14 protein-coding genes and 2 pseudogenes are annotated in these 25,437 nt (G+C 37.4%); 8 read left to right on the top strand and 8 right to left on the bottom strand.

What is annotated here, in order from left to right:
* On the bottom strand, positions 1 to 3,805 hold a 3,805-nt coding region (locus tag H9W84_RS11090; protein WP_239743859.1), incomplete at its 3' end, for a DEAD/DEAH box helicase.
* 290 nt (positions 3,806 to 4,095) lie between these two features.
* Complete coding sequence (locus H9W84_RS11085) at positions 4,096 to 8,868, bottom strand: MAP7 domain-containing protein (protein ID WP_239743857.1); 4,773 nt, start codon at positions 8,866 to 8,868, stop codon at positions 4,096 to 4,098.
* Positions 8,869 to 9,173: 305 nt separating this feature from the next.
* On the opposite strand from H9W84_RS11085, the pseudogene H9W84_RS11080 reads away from it, so the two are divergent.
* A pseudogene (locus H9W84_RS11080) lies at positions 9,174 to 10,379 on the top strand (IS3 family transposase).
* A 74-nt stretch (positions 10,380 to 10,453) separates the two neighbouring features.
* On the opposite strand, the gene H9W84_RS11075 reads toward H9W84_RS11080, so the two are convergent.
* On the bottom strand, positions 10,454 to 10,756 hold the full coding sequence (locus H9W84_RS11075) for a hypothetical protein (RefSeq protein WP_065253227.1): 303 nt from the start codon (positions 10,754 to 10,756) through the stop codon (positions 10,454 to 10,456).
* A 153-nt stretch (positions 10,757 to 10,909) separates the two neighbouring features.
* Here H9W84_RS11075 and H9W84_RS11070 point away from each other — a divergent pair, with 153 nt between their 5' ends.
* Both H9W84_RS11070 and H9W84_RS11065 read left to right on the top strand, forming a co-directional pair.
* The gene (locus tag H9W84_RS11070) at positions 10,910 to 11,950 is read left to right on the top strand and encodes a leucine-rich repeat domain-containing protein (RefSeq protein ID WP_065253228.1); all 1,041 of its coding nucleotides are present in this window, start codon (positions 10,910 to 10,912) and stop codon (positions 11,948 to 11,950) included.
* Positions 11,898 to 12,767: an LEM-3-like GIY-YIG domain-containing protein gene (locus H9W84_RS11065; protein ID WP_239743855.1), complete on the top strand. Its 870-nt coding sequence runs from the start codon at positions 11,898 to 11,900 to the stop codon at positions 12,765 to 12,767. Before H9W84_RS11070 ends, H9W84_RS11065 begins: the two co-directional genes overlap by 53 nt.
* Positions 12,768 to 12,841: 74 nt before the next feature.
* Here H9W84_RS11065 and H9W84_RS11060 read toward each other — a convergent pair whose 3' ends face one another.
* From H9W84_RS11060 to H9W84_RS11045, 4 genes are read right to left on the bottom strand one after another with little or no spacing between them, the layout of a single operon-like run.
* On the bottom strand, positions 12,842 to 14,203 hold the full coding sequence (locus tag H9W84_RS11060) for a leucine-rich repeat domain-containing protein (RefSeq protein ID WP_239743853.1): 1,362 nt from the start codon (positions 14,201 to 14,203) through the stop codon (positions 12,842 to 12,844).
* A 32-nt stretch (positions 14,204 to 14,235) separates the two neighbouring features.
* Positions 14,236 to 16,182, bottom strand: coding sequence for a DUF2779 domain-containing protein (locus H9W84_RS11055; protein WP_065253231.1), 1,947 nt, complete (start codon positions 16,180 to 16,182; stop codon positions 14,236 to 14,238).
* A 16-nt stretch (positions 16,183 to 16,198) separates the two neighbouring features.
* On the bottom strand, positions 16,199 to 17,119 hold the full coding sequence (locus H9W84_RS11050) for a helix-turn-helix transcriptional regulator (protein WP_065253232.1): 921 nt from the start codon (positions 17,117 to 17,119) through the stop codon (positions 16,199 to 16,201).
* 28 nt (positions 17,120 to 17,147) lie between these two features.
* The gene (locus H9W84_RS11045; RefSeq protein ID WP_156652162.1) at positions 17,148 to 17,672 is read right to left on the bottom strand and encodes a hypothetical protein; all 525 of its coding nucleotides are present in this window, start codon (positions 17,670 to 17,672) and stop codon (positions 17,148 to 17,150) included.
* 152 nt (positions 17,673 to 17,824) lie between these two features.
* Here H9W84_RS11045 and H9W84_RS11040 point away from each other — a divergent pair, with 152 nt between their 5' ends.
* The 3 genes from H9W84_RS11040 to H9W84_RS11030 all read left to right on the top strand — a co-directional run bounded on the left by H9W84_RS11040 (position 17,825) and on the right by H9W84_RS11030 (position 19,778).
* Positions 17,825 to 18,238 (top strand): hypothetical protein, encoded by a 414-nt coding sequence (locus H9W84_RS11040; RefSeq protein ID WP_239743851.1) that lies wholly within the window; start codon positions 17,825 to 17,827, stop codon positions 18,236 to 18,238.
* Between the two features lie 176 nt (positions 18,239 to 18,414).
* A complete protein-coding gene (locus H9W84_RS11035) occupies positions 18,415 to 19,239 on the top strand; it encodes a hypothetical protein (protein WP_239743849.1) in 825 nt (274 codons plus the stop codon).
* Positions 19,236 to 19,778 carry a YqiA/YcfP family alpha/beta fold hydrolase gene (locus H9W84_RS11030; RefSeq protein WP_065253236.1) on the top strand — a complete coding sequence of 181 codons (543 nt, stop codon included), beginning with the start codon at positions 19,236 to 19,238 and terminating at the stop codon, positions 19,776 to 19,778. The genes H9W84_RS11035 and H9W84_RS11030 overlap by 4 nt, the downstream gene beginning before the upstream one ends.
* A 277-nt stretch (positions 19,779 to 20,055) precedes the next feature.
* Here the strand turns inward: H9W84_RS11030 and H9W84_RS11025 are convergent.
* Positions 20,056 to 20,640 (bottom strand): annotated as a pseudogene (locus tag H9W84_RS11025) (IS3 family transposase); the annotation flags it as partial.
* Positions 20,641 to 20,719: 79 nt separating this feature from the next.
* Between H9W84_RS11025 and H9W84_RS11020 the strand changes: the two are divergent.
* Together H9W84_RS11020 and H9W84_RS11015 are read left to right on the top strand one after the other, a co-directional pair.
* Positions 20,720 to 20,995 (top strand): transposase, encoded by a 276-nt coding sequence (locus tag H9W84_RS11020; protein WP_239743847.1) that lies wholly within the window; start codon positions 20,720 to 20,722, stop codon positions 20,993 to 20,995.
* Positions 20,996 to 21,411: 416 nt separating this feature from the next.
* Complete coding sequence (locus tag H9W84_RS11015) at positions 21,412 to 25,425, top strand: dynamin family protein (RefSeq protein WP_239743846.1); 4,014 nt, start codon at positions 21,412 to 21,414, stop codon at positions 25,423 to 25,425.
* Positions 25,426 to 25,437 lie beyond the last annotated feature (12 nt).

Genomic DNA, 25,437 nt, shown 5'->3' with positions numbered 1-25,437 from the left:
CAAATTCTCTGGCAGTACAAATGCGAGCATCTATATCAAGCTTATTAAACATATCTTTATAGACTTTCTTCTTATCCTGACCTGCACTATCCATTCTGGGTAGCTTAATATCTCGCATTTCTAGCATATTGCGAGCTCCAAAGACCATTAATAAATTTTGAGCTCTTGACATCGCCACATTGATAAACTCGAACCTAGCAACATTAGCATTTGATGACCGTCTTTTATCCTTTGAACCACCATCATTACGCACTAAACTGATTAGAATGATAGATTTTTCTTTACCTTGATAACGGATAACAGTATTAATTTCAACATCAATTGCCTCAAATTTAATACCTTCTTTGGTAAGCTTTTTTATTTCATCACGAATTGTACGACATTGTGACTGGTAAAAAGAAACAACACCTACTTTATGTTTGTTTCTTGCATTAAAGCCTTTATTTTTCATTTGCTCGTTTAGATTTACGAGGGTTTGAGCAATCATACGAGCTTCTGCTGGATTTGTACTGCCTTCCATATCAATACAAGTAGCTCCTTTTTCATCATAAGAGGTATCAATCCATAATAAATGCTGGTTTTCATCTACAAGCGTGTTAAGTCTATTTTTTAAGATAACATGGTGGGTACGGTCTGCATCTGGGTTACCGCACTGCAATTGTCCTTCATAAAAATAATTAATCATCCGCATAATATCGGGGTGCATACGAAACTGAACAGTTAAACGTTCTCGTAAAATATCAGGGGCTTTTTCAAAAAGTTCTTTAAATAGCGAGGCAGTCACCATTTTTTCATATCTTCTGAAATTTGCTTCGGTTAATAATGTATCACTACGTCCTTCTTCCGTTTCTTCCTCAACAATATCCTCCAGTGTTAATGAGGAATCTTGGCTTTCTTGGAATAAAGGCGGTAATTGTCGATGGTCGCCAACCAAAATTGCCTTTCTACCTCGCATTAAAGGTAATAATAGCTCTAGCGGTGTTGCTTTTGAAACTTCATCAATAATTACCACATCAAAGCCATTGAGACCTGCATTGGTCAGCGTTCTTTCATCCTCATTACAGGATATTGCTACCAAATTACAATTTTCGGTATAGACTTCTTTTAGCTGTTCCCAATCTTGTTTATCCTGCCCAGATTGATTCAATAATTCAATCCATTTTTTGAATAATGGTAGCCATTGCTTATTAGCGAGCTTCGTATGCTCATTTTGAAATGCTAACCGTTCAACTTGCTCTTCAGCAGCCTGTAAACTTTTATCGAAATCCTGTGTGAAATTTTGTTTTGCTAAATGGTCTTGTAGAGCTTGTTGTTTGACTCTCTCTTTTTCTCGTAAGGCTTTATAATCATCTCGTAGACTTGATAGTTCTTGTTCAAGACTATCAATATTATCTCGACTAGGTAAAGAAATTTGATTTATCGAAATTGTATTCTGCCAATTTATAATTATTTGCTCTATTTTGGTGGAGATGTTTTGTTGTATTTTTTCGAAAAACTCAACTCTTTTTTGTAGCCCTTGGGCAATCTGTGAACTATTAGTAATCACTGATAATCTATCCGCATCTTCAAACATCTGATAACATTCAGCAGTGAGACCATCTGAGGCACTTTTTAATAAGTTTAATTCTCTTCGCTTTGCACGCCACTCATTTATCAATTCATTAGATTCTTCTACCTCCATTCTATCTGTAAGCACTTGAATTTCATCAGTTAATGATTGGATTTTTACTTTAGTTTCTACATTAACTAGCCCACCTTCTCCTGCATTATTTAAACGTTCAATATCTTTTTTAATAGTAGGAATACTGGTTTCAAGTTTATGCCACTCATCAAATAAGGCATTAAATATTAACATTTGAGAAGCAGAATTATTTTTAAAGTCCTCACTTGTAAAAGGAAGTTTAATTTTAGCTTTCTGTATGTTGAATAAAGCTTGGGCTATTTCGTTTAGTTCAATAGGTAACTCAATATTAATGGGAGCAGGTGAGGTGCGTTTTAAGAAGCCACATAACTGTTCTAGCTTCTGATTAGATTCTTGTTGTGCATCATATATCTTACTCAATTCTTCATAAGTATTTTTTGCTTTAGCAAGTTCTTGTTTTAATAATTGACCTTGTTGAGCGATAGACTGTCTATCAGTAGCAATTTTTTGCATATCAAGTGCAAGGAATTTTGCTTCTTCAATCCAAGTTTGCAAGGCATTTTTTTGTTCTTCTTGGTTTTTAAGTGGCTCAAGATATGCTGTTTGAATGTATTGTCCTAACGCATCGTAGTATCTTGCTAGAGCTTGGTCGCCGGAAAACTGCTGACCATTTTCAGTAATTTTTGAACGCCCCTTGCTTTCTTTAGCCAATCGAATAGCTCTTAATTCTGGATGATTGACAATTCTTGAAAGAGCATTATCGATGGCATCATGAGCTTGACTAGCAAGCAAAATGGTTTTTTGACGTTGAGCAAACTGGAGAATGGCTTCAGCAATAACGGTTGTTTTACCTGTGCCAGGCGGACCTTGGATTAGACATAAATCTGGTGCTGATAGCATTTTTCTTACAGCACTTTTTTGAGCTTCGTTAAGGTTAGGATTATGCCAACTTTCTACTTCTTCTAAGCTTGCAGGTGTCTTTGCTTGAGTAATATCAAACAAATAGCTCGAAAGATAGGGAGAGTAACAATTTTCATTTTGCCGAAGGTTTTTGATGGTTCTTTCCTGACGATTGATTAACGCCCAGTCACCTACCATTGAAAAGGAGAGAAAGCCAAAAGCAGGTATTTTATCTGTAAAATTATCTAAAATTTCTTTGTTGTCAAATTGAGTATCAATATCCGTTGCTGTTAAATCAATTTTATCTAACTTATTTTTCCATTCTTCATTGATATCTACACTCAACTTAGCAAAAACTGGATTTTTAAAAGGCACTTCAAATTCTTCGGCTAATTTTTTTATTCTGCTATAGTTTTCATTATCCTTTGCGATAATTTGAAGAAATTTATTCTTGTTTCTAGGTAATTGACCCAACTCTAAATCTGCTTTTGGTGTTCGCTTCTGATTTCTATCATCTGTGGGCAGAATAAATTGCCAATCATTAGTTGAAATATTAGTATCAAATAACTGTAAATTTTGGCGAGCAAATGCTCTAATTGCTCTGTCTAGATAGTCTTTATTTTCAGTCACAACTATTAAATCTAGCTGAAAATTATTTGGATTATAACTAAAACTTATATAGCGTAACCCCACCGTCTTCTCACGAATTAAGTTCCGTTTAAAATTTAAAAAAGACTGCCAATCAGCTAAACGTGTGGAGGCCTCCACAGCGTACATTGGCAAACTACTAGCCAATTGTTCTGTTAAAACATTTACTTTAGTCTTATTAGGATATTCATTACGTGCCAGTTCTTCAAACTCACATATCAATTCATGTTCATAGGTGGTTGGTTCATTATAATTATGCGTAACGATAATTTTTTCAGGAAAAAACCAAGGACTGCGTGTCCCTGTTTGCCAATGACCAATAACCGCAAATGACGATTGCTCGTCCATATAGTCACTAAAATAACCGTGATTTGGAATCCTAATTGCTAATTTAATTTCTCTGTCAGATTTATCTTGTAATGAAAGATTTGCAACAAAACAAGTTGTTTCAATTTTAGGGAAAAATAGATTTAAAAAGGATTCTACTGTTGGTGAACCATCAAATAAATTTGAAATATTGTAGGTGTTAGATTTTATGATACGTTTTAAGTCTTTATCTAAATTATCTTGAATAAATTCCTTATCTGATAATTTCCAAAATAGTGTCGCAGCCATAATTTTCCTTATATTCAAATATATTCAAATAGAATAATTAATAGTAAATCGGTGTTTAATATTTATAACAATTATCTACACTCAATTCTAGTATATAAAAAGCTATACTCACAAAAAAATATCAAGTAAAATAAATATTTTATATATGTATATGATATTGCTGCCGAATTGGCTATTTTACTGTGTTTGAGAGATTTTAATCAAAACTTGTGATAACAGGCTCTAAATATCTGTTTCTAAGGTATCTTCATGAGAATAAAATAAATCAAGCCTTGTATTATTTAATTATTCTAAAAAATAACTTTTAATTCTATTCCATGCTCGATATGATGTAATCTTATTGTTTCAAGTTCAACTACAACTGTTAGTGGTAAGTTAACAAAGATGAAATCTTCACCGTGTTGAGAATATTGCCAATCACTACTAAAAATACCATGATCTAATGTAATCGAACAACGCTCCCCTGTGTTGATATCTTCAACATTTACCCGTTGTAGCATACGACTGACAAATACTCGCCAATTAAAAAACTGTAATTCGCTCGTGGCTTTTATAACATTGGGTTTGGCTAGAGTATTGTAGTAAGATAAATCTGGATTTTTAGCAACTGGCTTGGTAATATCTGGATATGTGATAGATTGTTTGATATCTTGTGCTATGGTTTGATTCTCGATTTCATTGTTTACCTGATTTTTTGCTGTAGCCAAATAATTGTCGCAACTATTGCCTTGTTGGAGCACTTCAACTAAATGATTCATAGATTTATTGGATGAATCAAACTCGATGAAATCCTGATGAGATACAGACGATAAGTCAGTCTCAATCGCCATGTTTTGCTCTTTAACAGTCTGTAGTTCCTCCGCCTGTTGCAAACGCTCTTGCTCTAACCGCTCTTTTTCAAGACGTTCATTTTCTAACCGCTGTTGCTCGAGTTTTTCCGCTTGCAGTCGCTGTTCATCTTCGATTTCCTTTAACCGCAAGGCATGTTCAATTCTGGCACGTTGCTCTGCCTGCTGTTGTTCTTCTTCTGCAATACGTTTGGCTTCGGCTTCTTGCTCTTTAAGTGCTTGGCGTTGTTCTTGCTCTAAACGTTGCATTTCTCGATGCTCTTTATCGGTCAAAGATAAAATCGATTTAACCAACTCCTCTGGGGTTTTGAGAATTGGTAAAATGACCGCATCGTCATCAATCTGAATATTTTTTAATAGTTTATCGTAATGCTTCTCAAGCTTATTGATTACTGACATTAAATCATCAGTGGCTTTTTCTTTATTATCAGTAGTGGTGTAAAAGCTTAGATCTAGACCGTCGGCAATCAGCTGTTTGGCACGATTAAGCAAAATGTATAACCGCTCCATGGCGAACGTAATGAGTTTTTTGTTTTTGCTAAAACTTGTAATATTGGCATAAAACGCTAACGCATCTTTAGGGCTATCACTTTTTTCAAGTAAGTGGGCGAGACTGCGTACTGCAGGAAAATCAATACTCCATAAAACATCATTAAAATCATCATTTGAGGGTATCGATAAGTTTTGGCGAATGAGCTCAAAGATTTTTTGAATCGGGGCTTGTTGTTGATAGGCTTCGAAATCTACCACTGACATAGGTGTACAAAAGGCTGGGTTGAGGTTTAAGGCATATAAAATATCGACTATTTCATTGGTCGGGTTTGGCAACTTATCTCGTAATACAGTTTTTTGTAAATGATTTGGACCACGCATGACTTTTTTTGTGGTAAATACTTGTGATAGCTTGTTCATGATATCATCAGGGTTTTGGGCAGGCACATAATGTTCAAGTCGTTCAATGACCGTATCCCAATCCCCTTGCAAACAAGCTTGGAGAGTTTTTAATCGTTGCAAACGAATCACAAAGTTTTCTGAGGTATCAAATTGGCAGTATTGATAGATTTTTTCTAAAATATCTACATCGTGAATTTGAGGCAATAAAATCAATAAAGCATTTTCTAATTCGTCTTCTTCGGCTAGAAAGGGAAGGATTTTATCCCAATAACTGGCTTGTAGTTCGTTTAAGCCATGGTTGGTTAAAATATTCATAAAAACACCCAATTTTTTTAATTTTATGACAATCAATAACTGTTGTTGCCAGTCTGTGGTCTGTTCTAGACAGTATTCATAATAGACATTTGGCAGTTGCACCGTAGCATCACTAGCTTCTATGTGTTGCCACAGTTCAATCGCCGTTTTGCTATCCCCTTGTCGATAATAGCTAGTGGCAATGACAGTCTGCGGGATATCGACACCTGCTTTTTTTAGTTTGTCTAGTTGCTTGGTAATAGCTGACCAGTTAACGATTAAGGTATTGTCGTCTAATTTTTGCAATATGTTTGCAAAGACAATGTGCCAATAACTTGCATCAATGTCTTTTTGACACTGTTTGACATAGTAATTGGTAACATTGATAAAGGCTTGCTCAAAAGGTGCATCCAAGGGCTGGTTATACATCATTTGCAAGCTCATGATGTTATAGCGAACGGACTTGGTAAAATGTTGTTGATAATCCAAAATAACCTGAGCTTTCTGGTGTTGCCATAGATACTCAAAAGTTAGCTGTTTTTGTTCATCATTCATCAAGTTATCGAAATAATCTTGATAATCTTGCGTTAACCCACAGATATGAAGCAACACCTCAAAATACTGGGCGTACTCAAAACGTTGATAATGTTGAATTGCGATATCAAAAATAGCTTCAATATTCCCACCTTCAAGAGCTTGCTGTTTTTGCTGAATGAACTGCTCAGTTTGCTGTTGATAATGCGGATTGATATCATTTAGGGTGGCGGTTTGGATAGCGTTAGCACCCAAAATTGGACAAAATAGGGCTTGCCAAAGAGGTAATTCGTCCGCACTAGCAATAATAAACACCTGTTTTAAGCCCTGTTGCATGCCAATTCTAAGCGAATTTAAAATACTGTTAAGCTGATAACGTTTTTCAAAGGCTAAAAAGGCAAATTCTTTGCTATCTTGTTTAAAATAGGCAAAATCTGAATGGGTAAAACCCACTAAAGCTAAACTGTATTGTTTGCTTGGTAGATAAGCTAGGTTATAACACTCTCGTTCTATCTGCGATACATCGGCATACTGAAACCAGTTCCCTAAGGTTTTGGGTTTTTTTAAGGCTTTTTTTGCATCACGGTCATGGCTGTTTGCCACCAAAGCAATTTTGTGATTAAGCAACAATGCTTGGGTGAGAGCAGTATCATTAATATCAACAAATAACAGTTGGGTATCTAGTAATAGCGTGTCATGGTTTAAGCAGTTAGCAAACGCTATCAGATTGGTTTTGCTACGTTGGCTTTGCACCGCATAGTTGCTGGTGGTGACAAAATCAGCGATGTCATAATCAATGCGTTGGGTTTGTAGCAAATCATCATCGCTTTGGCTACGGTATAAACGGTATAGCAAGGTGTTTAATTCGTTTTGCCAATGATAAATCTGATGGGGAATAGTGGCGTGGGTGTTACCGATAAAGATGAGCGGTGCTTGGCAAAACACCTCAGGGCGCTCCCACCACTCATTACAGCGTAAGATAACTTGAACCGCTAAATTCGAGTATTGTTCGGTATTGTCTATCAAAATGCTGGCATAGCGTTGTGAAAAGTCACCTTGACGATTGACCAAGGCTAACAGGTCATGCAAATCCCAATAACCTTGTTCTTGTAGTGACTCATACCAACCCAGCCAAATCTCATCATAAATCAACTGATAGAGTTCTATGGTTAACGCCGAATAGTTAGTTAAGCCATCTTTAAAGGCTTTGCCTTCACCAAAGATACCCTGTTCACCTTTGATCAGGTGTTGAATAACAAACCACGCTAAATCGGTAGAAATATGGCTAAGTTTTTGGTTTTTAATAAAAGGGGCTTTGTCCCATAACTTGCCAAATCGATAGCGGTCAATCAATAAACCCTTATCAAATCGGGTTTGAAAGTCTGGTAACAAGCCTTCAGCAAGCTCGTATAGGTCCATACAGCATGCGTCAATAGTTTGGGCAAGCGAATCGCTATGAAGTTGAATATTGACATTGTTGTTGACTTGGTACAACAGATAATTGGCAATCGCTGTTCTTAAAGCCAGTTTCTCATAGGGCTGACAGATCAATAAAACTGGTAACAAGCCTTGATTTACACTAGGCGATTGCAATAGATAATGAGCCGTTAAAATAGCCAATAGACTGGTTTTACCATGTAAGGCAGGTGCATTGACCAATAACGGAAAACTGTCATTTTGCCCAAAAATCATATCATAGACGGTTTGCCCAAATGCATTAAGATATAGCGGTAAGGTGTTTTGTTGTTGAGATAACCAGTTTTTATTATCCCATACCGTATCTGTCGGTAAATACCTTGTAAATACATCAGCAGTGTTATCATTGGTTCTGCTTAGTCGTAATGGGGATAACTGAAACTGTAGAGAATTGTCATCTATTTCAAAAATTTGTGGTTCAATACTGTCTAATCCATGTTGAACATGCTGATAGGTCTGGTGCAATTGAGCCTGTGTCAAAAAAGGACGAGTACCGCTATACCAACTTAAGCCTTCTTGGTAGTATTCACGACTGTGCTGGCGTTGGCTAAGTTGTAATAAGTTGGTTTTGGCTTGAATAAGATAGGCTAAGCTATCACTCTGATTGATACGTTCTGACGTTAATTGAGCGGTTAGTTTATGAGTGGGATTAGCAAGGCATGCTACATAGTCTGCAATTTTGTTATCTAAGTTTTGTTGGTTGTAAAAAAAATCACCATGTTCATCGGCTTGATGAAATAACGTCTTATAATCATCATCGCCGCGTAAAAATATGCGAAAAAACACCACAATTTGGTAGTTTTTGCCTTCAAAAGGTACATCGAGCATTTTGGCTAACAACCGATAACGATAGCCAACGCCTTTTCGCACATAATATGGGTGCTGAAATATTTCAAAGAGCTTAAAAAAATCTTGACGACTGCCTGCTTTTACCCAGTTTGCCAACTCCTCGATTTTTTGTTCAATTTGGTAAAGTTTGGTCTCTTGTTGGCAAATTTCTGAAATATAAACGTACATAACCACTCAGTTTTTTGATAAATCATGTTTTTCTGGTAGTTAGGTATAGTTAGCTACGACAGAAAATATTTAATTATAGTCGATTTTTGTATAAAATAAAGAGAATATATCGGTGAGCTATTAGCAAATAGCAGAATTTTCCCTATTATTGCTGATTTTACCTAATTGGTTGGAAAAAAACTTTTTAGCATTTACTTCATCGTAGACGGCAATTTCATCAACATTGATCTTGTCAAAATATTGAATAGCCACCGATTTTGTAGACACCTTAAAGTTAGATAAAATGACTAATTTATGAGGTGATTATGAGCGGTAAACGATACCCTGAAGAATTCAAAATTGAAGCAGTTAAACAAGTCACAGAGAAAGGCTATAGCGTAGCAAAAGTAGCTACACGTTTAGGTATGACTACCCATAGCCTTTATGCTTGGATTAAAAGATACGATCAAGGGCAATCCAAAGCAACCAAAGACAAGGATTCAACTGCCGAACTTGCTAGGCTAAAGAAAGAGCTGCAACGGGTTACTGAAGAAAGGGACATTTTAAATGAGGAGGGATAAGCGAAGCACTGCTTCGCCCCGACGCAAGGCGAGAGCTATGCTCGAGTGGGCCGCGGTGTACTTCGCAAGTCAGTCCAAATGAAGTACGCCTTTATTCGGGACAACCAGAACTTATGGTCTATTCGTCGCCTATGTTCTACTTTAGATGTTCATCACAGTGGGTATTATGCTTGGTTAAAAAAGCCCATTAGCAAAACCGCTAGAGAAAATCAAAAGCTATCAGGATTAATCAAACAGTTTTGGCTAGAATCGGGTGGTGTCTATGGCTATCGCAAGATTCACTATGATTTAAAAGATATCGGTGAAGGTTGTGGTATCAATCGTGTACATCGACTGATGAAAACAAATGGTCTTAAATCACAGCGTGGCTATCGCAAACCCGGATCTCAGGCAAGTACACCATCTGTTATTGCCGCAAACACATTAGCCCGACAATTTAATCCAATTGAGCCAAATCAATCATGGGTCACAGATATTACTTATATCCGTACACATGAAGGATGGCTATATTTAGCAGTGGTAATTGACCTGTTTTCGCGCCTTGTAGTTGGCTGGTCCTTGAAGTCAAGGATTACCACAGACCTTGTACTAGATGCATTATTGATGGCTTTGCTTAGAAGAAATCCTAAGAATAAAGTACTGGTCCATTCTGACCAAGGTAGTCAATACACTAGTCATGAATGGCAAACATTTCTTAAGCATCATAATCTTGAAAGCAGTATGAGCAGACGGGGCAACTGCCATGATAATGCGGTTGCTGAAAGCTTCTTTCAGTTGCTAAAGCGTGAGATAATCAAAAAGAAAATATATCTTTCAAGAGATGAAGCTAAATCAGATATTTTTGAGTATATTGAGATGTTTTATAATTCTAAACGCAGACATGGTTCCATTGGTCAACCTTCTCCGTTAGAGTATGAGAAGACCCATCAACAGATGGCTAAATGTGTCTAGAATTTTGGTGGCTATTCAAATCTTACTAGCTAGCAGTTAACTTTAAGCAGTTCAGATTCCAACGTTAAAATTGGTCAAAGTTCGGAATAAAGGTAAGATTTCACCACCTCCCAATGTGGTTCAAATCTTTTTAATTCATCTGCAAAGCCAATCTCTATTAATTTTTCAATGCAGTAAACTCGCTCTGATTCATAATAATGTTGAATTTCAGAAGAATTTAACTGGTCTTGCTTTAGCCATAGGGGAATATTATGAGCATGGTCAGCCAACACATGGCTTAAGCTAGTAAACTCGGAATTAGGGTCTCGAGCGACTAGCAAAATCTCATATAAAACACCTAACAAGGCTTTACGTATCAGCTTTTCTTCTTTAGTCATAGTAGGCTTTCCTATTTTGAGTAATTTTCAATATGAGTCTACCATTGATTGTAGTTCTATCTATCATGCTATTTTTAGTGATTGTCACACCCTGTCCATGCTCTTCGTTAAAATTGTAAAAATAAAACAATAATAGCCTTATAGGATTTGACCATGTCGAATTTTAATGATTTCTCAGCAGATTTTACTGGTGAAAGCATGCCAATATCTAATATTGGTAATAATATTGATTATCAAAATTTACCCACGCTAATTCCCAACAACTTGCACAGTTATACTGAGCTAGATGAAACCATGTATTTAGAGCTAGTAGATTGGGTGGGTAAATATGGTATTGACCAACGTATTTTAGGCGATTCGGCAATTGAAGCCATTGAGATCAGAGGTGAGTTTGAGTCTATGCCTGAGGCTATCATTACGCTATCGAGATTGTTTGATTTAAAAGTGGTTAGCGACCATTTGACGAAACTTCCTAAACAGTTTGGTGAACTAGTGCAGTTGGGTCATCTAGAGTTGCAGACGTTTGAATTATCTGAACTCCCTGCAAGTTTTGTTAATATGGCAGGTCTAGAATCATTGAAGGTGTACTCGAACAAACTTCAGCAACTACCCGATAGATTCTATCGCTTATTTAACCTACAGAATTTAACACTATGGTGTCCCAACTTAGCAGAACTGCCAGAAGATTTTGGCAAGCTTTACAGTCTTGAACAGTTAGATATTGCATCAAAGAAACTGACCCGATTACCCGATAGCCTGGCAGATTTTCGCTCGTTAAAACAGTTTAGTATGGCTGTGGTAAGGCTAGAAAATATTGATAAGTTGTTCTCTAATTTATCAAAAGTGACTGATTTAGAGTTAAGTGTTAATGAAATGACAGCCATACCAGAGACTATAGATAATATGGTAAATGTAGAAAAACTGAGTTTTGGCTCGGAGGTTTTAACCCATATTCCTGATAGTATTGGTAGCTTAGCAAACCTCACAGACCTGTCAATAAGCAGTAATATGACTTATAATTTTCCAGAAACTTTGTCGAATCTAAAGAAATTAGAAAAATTGACGATTTATTCGCCGATAGATAAAGCTGATTTACCAATCTGGTTGCATGAGCTGCCAAATTTGACCTTGGTAAAATTCAATGATGATTTTATCCTCGGTACTGAGCAAAATTATTTTACCCCTGTTAAATAAATCCACGTTATATGGAGAAAAAACAATGCTAAATCTAAACGAAATAACGGCATTCCCACAGGAAGTCATCGAAAAAATTGGTTTTTACGTGTACCGCTTGCTTGACCCACGCAACGGCGAAACTTTTTATGTGGGTAAAGGTAAAGGTAACCGAGTTTTCAACCACTCAAAACTTGTCAAAGAGACATTGCTTGCCGAAGAAGCTAAAAAATCTGAGGATGAAGTCCCTGAAACATCAGATGATTTAAAATTTGAGACAATTAATCGTATTTTGAAGGCGGGTTTAGAACCAATTGTCATTATTCATCGTCATGGTATGGACGAAGCCACCGCCTTTCACGTAGAAGATGCGTTAATGGATGCCTATCCAAGTTTAGCTAATAAGGTTGCAGGGCATGGTAATAGTGAAATCGGTACAATGCACGTCAAAGATTTAATTGATAAATACAAAGTTGAAGAAGCCGACTTTGGCAACGATAAGGTTATTCTTATCAATATTAACGCTTCATTTGCTGAAGAAAAAAGCGTGTATGATGCGGTGCGTTTTGCATGGCGTATTAATGTTAATAAAGCCCAGCAAGCTGACTATATTTTGGCAGTGAGCAAAGGTGTTATTCGTGGTGTATTTATTGCTCAAGAATGGAAACCGGCTATAAAAGATAATTTTCCAGAGTATGATAAGGATGTTGAAAATCGTTATGGATTTAAAGGTGCTGATGCACCTGTTGACACTCAGCAAAAATACCTTGGTAAGCGGATTCCTGATAGTTATCGTAAAAAAGGTGCTGCGTCCCCTATTAAGTATAATTACTCATAAATTTAAATTTTTTAAAAAAATCCCAATACTTCAATTGGGACTTTTCACCTTGAAACTTTGAATAGAAACAATACTTACATTATTTTTTGGATATTTTCTGGCAAAGTATCATAGTCTAATACATCACTGTTTATCTCAACTTCTGTTAGGTCTGAAAATCTATCAAAACCATCAGGGAGTTTAGCCAAATTATTGCAATATATTTCCAGTCGTTTTAATTTAGAAAGATTAGATAGCGACTCAGGTAAAACTTCTATTTCATCGCACATGATAGTCAAGTCAGTAATATTTGATGCTTGACCTATTGTTTCTGGCAACTCATCTATATTTCTAGCTCTGATATCTAACCTGTTCAATTGTTTTAAATTATCAAATACTTGAGGGAAATTTATCACTTTCTCGCTTGTAATAGCGAGAGTGACTAAACTATTAGGGAAAGTACTATCATCTGCAAAGACAATTTTATTTTCTGAATCAATGATAAGTTCTTTTAGTTGATTTGTTTTACCGATTGAACTTGGTATGTGAGTAACAGAATTCTCTTGAATATCAATCATTTCAAGATTACTAAAATCTGAAATATTTTCAGGGATTTTGAATAATAAACCACCGCCAATCTCAATTTTGTTTAAGTTTGCTAGAACATTAAAATTATAAGGCAAAGCCGTAGGCATTAATTCTAAATCTCGTCCATGAAATTCAACTTTTTGTAGTTTTTTTAAGGCATTAGGTTGCTTAGGGATGACTTTGCTATTAATCTCATGATAAGTTGCCCAAGCTATAATATCGTTGAGAGCAGTTTTTTCATCTATACCTAATTCTTTTGGACAAGCCCAGCTATAGTATTCTTTATCCATGCTGTAACCAGAGTCTCCGTCTGTCCAGTTATCATATTTTGTATCGTTATATGTAATGCTTGAAAGAAGCACTCTATTTTCAGTAATAAAATAACCAAGTGATAAGTTTTCCAGGTCAAAATCCTCAATATCTTCATCATCTAGGTAAATTAATCTTTCACTATAATCTTGGGTAATTTCACCTGTTAGCAAGCATTTATCTTCAGACATAGAGCTTCGAATATTATCAACAAATTCTTTGTCTTCCTCGCATTGCATATCATCCCACAACATAGAGCTTAGGTCTAATGTGGATTCCCAAATTACCTCTTCTTCTTCATTGTACAACTCGATAGTGGTTCGACCATCAAATGAACCCAGAAAAGCATCCCATATGCTATATAGCGACCCACGACCGTTTTCATCAAATTGAAGAAAATCATATTCTTCAGGTACATTGGGAGCGTCCTCTTTTTTATACAAATCACTCAAATAATCAGAAAGTTTGATGTTATTTTTTGCAAAATAATCATAAATTTTTTTATCCAATGGAAAACCAAAGGTTTCATAGATACTACCACTTACTTTAAAATATGCCATTTTATTATCCTCAGTTAATTTTGTTTATTCGACTAATTTTTCAACAGGTCTAGCCAACCTTCATACAACATCACCATTGCCAGCGTATCAAGCTCACAATACTTTAATAATCCCTGTTCAATTTTAGACCGCTCATAATCGCTCACATCCGCAAACTGCAAGCGAGCATAAGCCGTTAAAGCTGCCCCACCATCCTCAATCTCAGTCAAATGGGTCAAATACGCTTTATCCGCCTCATCGATATCATCGAATAACTTTGGCAATTGCTTATAAGGATTTTGCCATTCACCGCCCTGCTCGACAAGCCACGTCCAATCGGTAAAATTCAAACTCGACAAACTCTCATGGCTACCATAAATCGGTTGTGAGTATTTCGCTTGTAAGGCTTTCGACTGTTTTAAAATACCTGGCAGTACCGCTTTGATTGAATTGGAGCCATGCGTATAAGGGTCATAATAGTAGCGTTTTACTAATTCAAGCATATCGACCATATTTCGATTGCCCGTCCATCTATCGGCTTTGGCGACTTTATCAGAGGCATGGGTAATAGTTTGGATAAATGCCATTAATTCATCTCTATCAGCCACGCTCTCATCCGCTTGCAGTTGCCGATAAATATGATTTAGAAAGCTGTTTTCGTGGTGTGAATAGCAAAATACTGTGCCGTTATCCTGTGCTAACTGGTTTTTTAACTGACGCACAAACGCATAATTGGGGAAAACATTGGGCTCAGTGTGTAAGAATTGCCCCGCATGTTCGATACGCCCATCTTCATAAACTTTGTGGTGAGAAAACTGGAAAGCAATCGCTTCATAGGGCTTGCGACCTTTGTTAAAGGGTATTGCCACCATTGATGTCTCAAAGTCAATAAAATGCAAGGGATACGCCCAGCAGGCGATTTCTGCATTCAGCTTATCTGTATCAAGCCATACGCTATAGTCTTTGTTTTGGTATTTTTCAATCTGTAGCCATTGGCGTTGTCTTGTGGTCAGGCTATCACTTGCATCTTCAGGCTCAATATCTGAGCGAGTCAAATGAGAAAGTTTAATTTTACCTGTCTTAATTAAATTATCTGCCTGTCTAAAGTTCCAAATCTCCAAAACTGTATCGTCTGAAAAATCTGACTCATCCCAACCCAATTGGCGTTGCCAACAGCGTTTACGACCACTTTTTGCAAAGATATCGCCGTCAAACTCACAGGTTTTGCAATGTTTCCCAATTGATTGGGTTAATTCTCGGTCATCTTGATAATGAGTGGCATAGTGATTGACCAATTCACTAAAACTCAAATTATTATCCGTATAAGTTGTTTGATAAATCAGGTCACACTCTTCATCAACAGGAATTTGACACAATAGAGCTGGCAGTAAATCAGCTTGAATGATATTCACGGGCGTCACAACAATGCGATTGCCTTCTCGAGTGATACGAAGTTTTTGATTCAGCCCATCAGTAGCGGCAGCTACCGTTTTATCAGCCAGCATTAAAAAAGCGGTCACATTGGCTTGTGGCATCGCTCGCTGAACAACATATTTTTGAAAAGCTATGTCTTCTAAATAAGGTTTCCACTCGGTCTTAATGCCACCTTTTGCCCCAAGAAAACTACCATCAACAGGGTCAAACGATTTGGCCTTGACCTCAAACAATTTGATATCATTGCCTTTTTTCTGAAGGATGTCTACTCTGATCAATAGGTTTTGGTAAGCAATCGCTGCCTCATAAATAACGATATTATCTTGTTGGAGCCACTTAGCTGTTTCCACTAAGGCTTTTTGCGTGTTTAGTGTTTTTATATCTTTACCATTAGGAAAATAACATTTTGCCAATTCACCAATTTGCATACCGCCTTCTGCCAATGCCGCCAAAAAACTATCATCATTTTTTTGATTGTTAAATTCAGGCTTGCCTGTGTAATACAGTTTGGTAGGGCATTCCATTGCCAATTTAAAACGAGATTTGGTTAGGTAACGAACCGACATGAGTTAACTTCCTATGTTATTGAATCGTGATTGGGTCATTACAAATAGGATTGGATAAATACTGTTCTAATTGTTGAGTTAATTGCTGTTTTAAGTTATCTGGCGCAACAATCTCAATGTTGGGCAACCAATAACGTACTAATGGCAGTATTTCTTGTTCATGTACATTACGACACATGACAATGAGTGTGCCATCTAATAGCTCTTTAATGATTTCTTGATTCGGTAGTAATGAACGACGTTTAAAGTAAACGGATACATTGGCATGGATTTTTAGCATCACCTCATCAAGCGTATCCTCAAAATAGATACTATCGGTCGAATTAATGCGTTTACTAATCTGTATATCGGGTTTAAATTGGCTTTGTTCGACTTGGACTTTGCGAATGCGTGCAACACTAAAGACTTTAATTCTATCGTCATGTATGGCTATTAAATACCAAATGCCATTTTTATTGACCAATTTATAAGGTTCAACGATAAAAATTGCCCCTTTGCCATCTTGGCGATTGACCTTTTGATAGGTAAAACTTAATAGGCAATGCTGTTGAATCGCTTGATGAATCCCATCAAATTCTTTTAGCTTTGTTGCAATCGGTTCTGCAGCGAAAGTTTTAATAGTGATACTATCAGTTAAGTATTTTTGGAAAAAATCTTGGTCAATCTTACCAAATAGGTCTTGTATACTGGCAAATCGAGCAAAGCGATTGATGTCTTCAATTTCAAACTTGCCCAAAAAGGTAGGGTCTAGTTGATAACCCGATTTGCTTTGCTCTAGCGGTAAAAATACAAAACGTTCTCGCAAGTCTCGCTGAATGGTACGAATGCTGACATTAAACTCTTCAGCCAATTCTTTTTCGACTAAGATTTCGCCTTGATTTAACTTTTGCAGGATGGTAGCTAAGCGAAAAGCGACCTTATCGTGATCATCTGCCATTTTCTTTCTCTCACTTATACTGTCTTTATTAATCTAACCAACCTTGAGGTTTAATAGGTTCTCTGGGTGCACCTGATGCCTTAAAGATGTCAGTAAATACCCCTAATAAAAACAAGATAATACCTAGACCGATGGCAATACCATTTTTTAAGCCGTCACTGGCATCATTCATAAACAGGTACATGAGTCCATAGCTAACCCCCGCACCAATCCCTGCATACACAACCGCTCGAATGAGTTTGCCCAGATAGTTGGCAAGCCATAGTGAAATCAGTAATATAACCACTGAGATACCACCCCAACTTAACCAAAATGCATCGCCAGCTATGCTTGGTCGCATTGATTTGTATAACAAATAACTGATAAAGGCAGTAAAGACAAAACTCCAAAAGCGACGGCTATTGTCCTCTGCTTCATTGCTATGTCGGGCTTTTTGCTCATCGGATAATTGGTGCCAAGCGTTTAATTCAGCGTGATAACGCACCATGTTTTGTTGGTATTGTTGTTCTCTGCGGTATTGCTCATCATTCACGTCTAAACTTCCACTCATCATAAATAGTTAGTAAGAGATTAGCAACAAAACTCGACAGGTTATGACAAAAAAGTTAGGAAGTAGCAATTTTTTACTAAATTGCTTAAGCGACATAACCTGTCGAATCTATCCTATATCATTAATCTATTAACTCAGGTACACAAAAAAGCAAAATGAATACCTTACCACCAATACCTTTCAACAACCCTGCAAAACCAATTTTATTAGAGTCTCTTGTGATGCGTGAGCAGTGCTGGGCACAGCTTTTAGACAAGTATGAGCCTTCTTTAGCCAACTTGATAATCGCTTGTAATGATGCCTTATATCGCTACGATATTTTTACCGAAATGCCATTTGCTTATGACATGGAGCTGTATGATGAATATATGAATGAAGCGGTTGCATTGGCATTAAAGCTGTCACAAAGTTTGACTTTTTTAGATAAACAAAAAATTTGTGTATTGGTAACCGAAGTTGCGAATAAGTTTTTTGATAGTCCAAGAGGCTTACATATTGAACATGATTTTCTAAAAGAAATCAGTGAAGTCTACCAAGTTTATTATAATGTCAAGCATACCAAGGAATAAAAATGCCAGGTATTACTAATAACCCAAATGCGATTGTTTTGTGTTTTTACGATGAGTTAGAACAATATTTATGAGGTCATAACGATTGTAAGCCTTTATATTTGTAACGACATAACCTGTCAAGAGACTTTCTTATAATTGCGATGTAGCCAGTCAATGAGTAAACAAGGAGATTTATGAATAGAATCGATAACTTTAATAATCAAGCTTTTGGACTGAATGCTGTATACCCCACCCCACCGAATAAAAAAACTCCCCTATTTTATCTCACTGCTCTATCAGAAGTCGATGCTAATAACTCACCCTTGATTGGCTTATATTTTGTCAATAATAGCGATGAAACTTTAAAATACCTGTCTTCTGATGACCCTATCAACTCTGACATTGTCTATTTAGATGTTTTGCCAAAACAAGCCGTAAAAATTGACCAATTTATCATGCAGTATATGGGCGATTTTGTAACCCAGTGCGATATTTATGTCGGACTACCAATGGCATTGACCTACTATTTCCGAGTGGTATTTAAAGATTTGGATGCTGGTGAAACCATTCCACTCTTGAATGAAGATTTGACAAAATCGAGAAGCGTAAATATTGCCCAAAAAATCACGACTGGCAAAGACCAGCCAATTTCTCCAATTGTGCTAAAAGACCGTCAGCAATGGTGGCTAAAACTGCTCACGCAATATGGTGAAGCGTTAGCCAATTTTATGGTGGCGTGTAACGACGCGTTATATCGTTATGACTTATTTCCAAAGATGCCTTATGCCTATGGCTTGGATTTATATGATGAATATGCCAATGAATCGATTGAAATTGCCAAAGAACTATCTAGTCAAAATGAGGTGAATACATCGAAAGTGACTGAAGTCTTGTTAAATGTATTTGCCAAATATCTTGGCAAAGATGAGGTCATTAATCTATCTTCTGATTGTATTGAAGAAATCCTTACCGCTTGGAAAACGTTTCATAATTTTAACTTGTCAAAGGATAATTCATGATAGGAATCAGTGCCAACCCGAAAGCATTTGCATTGTTTGTTATGGGCGAAGATGAGTCTAATTCACCGTATTTTGAAGCGATTCCACTTGAGCAAAAATCGGTAAGAAAATTTGATTATCAGCAAGATTTAACCAATCTCATCCAAACTTACTTTAAAAGTCACGATATGGGACATTTACAGCAGATGTTTGAAAAAATTGTGGTTTTCGGAGTTGGCATTGGAGCGGTGATAGCCAATGAGATTGCACATCGATATGGATTACGAGCGTTGCTTATCAATCCTGATATTGGTGATAAAACTTTACCATTTCAACTTACCAATACCCAATCTGTCCATGTGATGATTGAAGAAGAAATGGCAGATTCCAGCAAGCAAAATTATAAGCAGTTTTTCGCTCAAGCTCCTAAAAATTGGGAGGTGGAATTTGTACGTGGTGATTGTTACGGTGTTGGTGGAGAATTGCAAATGGCTGTAGCGGATTTAGCTGAGTGCAGTTGGGCTTGGATTGATGATGCTACTTGGTATGGTGAAGATTAAATTCAATGAAAATTTGTTCTTTTCATGGTAATCTATAATCGATGTTAATTGGAAAATCGTTGGGGGAATATATGTCTTATAAAGCGGATACTCGTTACTCTTATAAAAACGGTAAAGGTAACTCTGAACCGTCCCGAGTTTATCGGAGACAGATTTGCCTGAGTCAGGCAGCATAGCCTAACGGTTTTAGTGAACGATAGTAGATATTTTCCGCATCCACTACGAGCGAGGTCTCGATTGCTCGTTCACTACAATTATTTGAATAGCCACCAAAAATCTAGACACATTTAGCCATCTGTTGATGGGTCTTCTCATACTCTAACGGAGAAGGTTGACCAATGGAACCATGTCTGCGTTTAGAATTATAAAACATCTCAATATACTCAAAAATATCTGATTTAGCTTCATCTCTTGAAAGATATATTTTCTTTTTGATTATCTCACGCTTTAGCAACTGAAAGAAGCTTTCAGCAACCGCATTATCATGGCAGTTGCCCCGTCTGCTCATACTGCTTTCAAGATTATGATGCTTAAGAAATGTTTGCCATTCATGACTAGTGTATTGACTACCTTGGTCAGAATGGACCAGTACTTTATTCTTAGGATTTCTTCTAAGCAAAGCCATCAATAATGCGTCTAAAACTAAATCTGTTGTAATTCTGGATTTCATAGACCAGCCAACTACAAGGCGCGAAAACAGGTCAATTACCACTGCTAAATATAGCCATCCTTCATGTGTACGGATATAAGTAATATCTGTGACCCATGATTGATTCGGCTCAATTGGATTAAACTGTCGGGCTAATGTGTTTGCGGCAATAACAGATGGTGTACTTGCCTGAGATCTGGGTTTGCGATAGCCATAGACACCATCTGTAGTGGCATAATAAAGCTAGACAGGTAATAAGAGATTATAATACCCCAATCGGAGGAATAATCTCATGACAAAAGTTCGCAAAACATACACGCCTGCATTTAAACTAGAAATGATAAAACTCATAGAAGAACAAGGGCAAAAACCTAGTGACGTAGCCACTCAATATGAAATAGCTGAATTCACGTTAGAGAACTGGCTAACACGCTATCGCAGAGAAAAACGGGGCAACCCCATAGCGAAGGGTAACGCCCTAACAGAAGAACAACGAGAAATTCAGCGACTAAAAAAAGAAGTAGCCCAGCTCAAACTAGAGCGAGACATTTTAAATGACGAGGGATAAGCGAAGCACTGCTTCGCAAGACAAGCAATAGCGAAGTACCGAAAACTGGTTACGATGATTTGGCTCAAGCAAGAGTCGATGTCGCCAGTTATATCATCGGCTATTACAGTCAAGTTAGACCACACAGCTTCAATGATTACTTAACACCAGTCGAGAAAGAAATACAGTTTTTTAATCAAAGTCTCTTAAAGGCTGTCTAATTAAACTTGACCACTACAATATAATCCGAATTCTATGCTGACCCCTATAACAAAATTTTGCTTGGTAAATATTTAGACAATCAATTTATTTTTTCTTTGCTAGCATTTCAATAAGTCCCATTTTTAATAAAAATCAAAAATATTAGTAGCTATATACTGCACAGCTATATTTTTTTTAGTAATATGACAAACACTTGTTTATATGGGTATTATTTGATGATAAAACGTTCGATCAGTGAGATTTCAGCAGTTTTTATTATTTCCGATAAGTTGGGCGATTATCATCGAGAGTCCTTAGCAGGTGAAGCGGCTTATGATAGCTTTGATAGTCATCACACCCAAATTGTGAATAATCACCAAGGTGGGGCGGGTTATTTTGCTGAAACTCATCATACTGCAAGTTTTAATGTTAATCAAATTGACCAGAGTCACGCTGAACGTGCTATACAGCTTGACAGCCGAGCATTTGGTTCAGTCGATATCCAAACTTCTACAGGTGAATTTTATAACCCAAAATATTACGCCACCGCTGACCAAAGCTATCAGGCAGGGGCAGAAATCATACATGGGGCAGATGGTCTTGTTGCTAAATATGCAGGGCAACATATTGTTGTACCAAGTGACCAGTTAGAGCAAGTATTGCAACACCATCATCATGCCTTAGCCCTTGCCCAAAGTCAGGGGAACATGGATTATTATAATGCTCTTTCTAGCATAGATTTTACTGATAGAGTCGTGGGTGCAGATGGCGTGAGTTCGACACCGCTGACCTACCATGAAGCCCAACAAGGCACACTGGCAATGCAAAACGGTACAATGCCAGAGTATGCCCATCACTACACGCTAGTTGATGATATATCAGCCGTTGCTGAAGGGTCAGCGATGGCAATGGGAATGGTGACAGCGGTTGAACTTGCCCCTGCGTTGCTCAATGTCATGGGGAAACTTGCCAATAACCAAGTATCACTTGTAGAAGCAGGCAATGCGTTAATTGCTAATCTAAAAGAGAAAAAGTCTGCTGAAAAAATCGCTCAGACGGGTAAAAAAGTCACTGTTGCAGGAGGTTTAACTTTTGCTACAGGTTTAAATGCAGGACTTGCCACGTTTTTAGTTACTTATGCTTGGGACATCCAATCTCTGTATCGACTCCATCAAGCAGGTCAAATCTCACATTTTGAAATGCTCCAACGTATCAAATTCGCAGGCTTAGATAGAGGGGTAATGAGCTTGCTAACCTATGGGGCGGTAGCGACGGCAGGTCCTTTAGGGTTATTAGTGCCTGTAGTGATTCAATGGTTAGCTATTGATAAAGAGGATGCAAAGCGCTTTGAACATGGCCTAAATGACGTATTTCATGGGTGGATGCGGACGATTAATGCCACTAGCCAGTATAAAGCCGAACAATGGCAACTCAATTATGCCATGGCAACAGGACAACGCCAACAAATGCTAAACTCTCAAGGCAATCAACAGAAGAATAACGAACAGACACAGCACGACATTACCTTATTTAATCGTACTATCGAACACCATGACTTTATCACAGTTATCGAAACCGAACATAACGTTACGCCCACGCAAATTGAACAAAATGTGGTGAAAAACCTCGCTGTACTGGCAAAAGTCACCGATACCATTGACATTGACCAAGCTATTGGGCGCTTTATGATTGAAAATCATAATAACCAACGTCTTATTGAGTCAGCAGTACTGGATTCAATGGTGCTTCTAGACCCACAAGCCAATAATACTGCCGAACAATTACCTATCGCTACTAATCTGTTACAACGTTTGGGTAATAATTTATTTAGCTCATCAACCAGCGTGCAAGCGGGGCAAATTGATAAGCTGATGACCGCCCAAATCGCCGCCATGCGAATGCTACAAGGTTTGCAACATGACCAGTCCATGTCGCTAGAGTTTATTACTTTATTGCAAAAACGCATTGGTAATTTTGAAGCTAGTTTGAATCAAATCCACACCCAACACGCTCAAAATTTGAGCCAATTGTATCAATCAATGGCTCAAATGTACGTCAAATTACGCAATCGCCTAATTGAAAATGAACAGCGCATTCAAAATCTTGAACGTAATCTTGCTTTACAAGAATGGCTCAATCATACCAACGCTCGTAAATACCATGGGCAAACACTCATGCAGTTAGATGAGAGCCTACGCTTGGCAACCGTTATCAATGAATTTATCCACTTAACCGAAGGCAAATGGACACAAAAAGACTTACTCACGCTTGATGAAATGTTGTATCGGGTGCATTTAAACACACCTGAAGCACAAGGTTATTTTGAAAACATATTTAACAATAAAAAGTTATCAAATAACTTATTTGATAAATTAAAGCTAATTGACCGAAAAACCATCGCTGATGAAGCTGATACCACTTGGATTACTCAAGTCTATCAGCAGCAGCCCACTACCCTACCTGCGATTTTTAACCAACAAGTTAGCTTAAAAAATGGTATTTGGGACAACGTGCTTACCTTGCTGTGGTGTATAAAAGCAGCAGAAATCCGCCCTTATCGCTTACAAGCCATGGAACGACAAAAGCAAAATTGGCTTACTGCGATTGATAAAATCACCGATTTAATTAATGAAGGAATATTATCCAAATCGCTAACTAAACAAGTGGAATTATTGAAACAGGAAATTACCGCTTTTAAACTGGTTGTGCCGATTATTGGTAAATATAGCGTGGGTAAATCTACCTTACTCAATACTTGGCTAGAAACCAGTATTCAAAACACCGATTTAGGAGCTTGTACTTCTGTTCCGACAGAGTTTCACTATGCTTCGCAAGTTAGCGATGAAAAATTAGTCTTGGCTTATTTGGATGACGAAGGAATACTTGCCAAAGAAACAACCTTAATTGCTAACTATCCGCTGATTAATCAAGGTAAACTCCCCATTCCCAATCGCTTGCAACATTTAGAGTTACATTTACATTTACCTGCTTTGGCATTGCACCCAGACTTGGTGTTAGTCGACACCCCAGGCCTAGAATCCAATGTCGGCTCACACGAACAAGCTCTCATGCAATATTCAGGCTCAGTAAACAGTAGTTTTATTCTTTGTGCTTCTCGTAACCACTTAGGTGAAGAAGAAAAACAATTTGTTAATCGCCAATATATGTTTGGCAAACCTGTCTCATTGCTAGTGTGTCAAGAAGACTTGATTAATATCCAAGACCGCCCTGCCGTGCGAGCTACGATTGCTACACAAGCTCAAATTGATGCAAATTATGGTTTGGTGCGAGGTTGTTCCGCTCATACAGGCGATATTAAAGGTTTTGCCGATATTCTGAACTTCATCGAAGAGCAAAAAAGTGAAATTTTTGCAGAGAGATTTAGCCAATCTATTGAAGAACTGTTAAACCTTGCCAAACAGGATTTACAACATCAAATCAACAACGACCATTCGCATGAGCAGCTACTTGCCCAAAGAAAAGCCATTGAAATTGCCACCGAAGAACTTGAACGTAGCTATGATAACCAAAGACGTAATTTAATTGGGTCAGCGAAAGGTAGGCTGTGTATTACAGTGAGTAATACTGTCAAGCAAGCCCTGATGGCACGCCAAAGCCAATATTTATCTATGATGATGAAAAGTGCAGAGAACTGCCAACAAGCCATGCAAGCGGATATGCAAAATGCTATTGAATTATCCGTGGAACAGATTGTTTTTCCTGAAATTCGGGAAGCCGCCCAAGCTATGCAATCAGCAGTTGTATTGGAGCATAAGTCTTTAAATAGTGGGGTATTGGTTGCTTATGATGGCGATCAAACCGATGATAGTAGTTTTATGTTATGGGGCGGTGTTGCAGGCGGTTTAGCGGGAGTGACAATGGGGGTCGCTATGACGACTATGCCATTTATCATGATACCTGGGGCGATTTTGGGCGGTTTTATTGGTAACAGTATTAAGCAGAGTAAAGCCGAACAAGCTCTCTCCGAAGCGACCAATGGCTTAATGTCTCATCTTGATACCTTATTGCCAAAGTACATTAGCGACTTAGCAGAATCAGCCCTTAATGATATTTATGCCAGCCTCAAAAGCCGAATCGAGGCAGAAAAAGATAAAATTATTGCTATCGACAATCAACTTGAGTTGGATAAATCACAAAAACAAGCTTTGACTGATAAGCTTAATCAGCATTGCCAAGCTATTGAAGCTATTATCAAACAAACCAGTGATAATCAAGTTAGCCTATTATAAAATTTAAGGAAT

The organism is Moraxella tetraodonis (genome assembly GCF_022359095.1).
Classification (GTDB): Bacteria; Pseudomonadota; Gammaproteobacteria; order Pseudomonadales; family Moraxellaceae; genus Faucicola; species Faucicola tetraodonis.
Note: the sequence above shows the minus strand (reverse complement) of the source record. Positions and strands in the feature narration are given on the sequence as shown.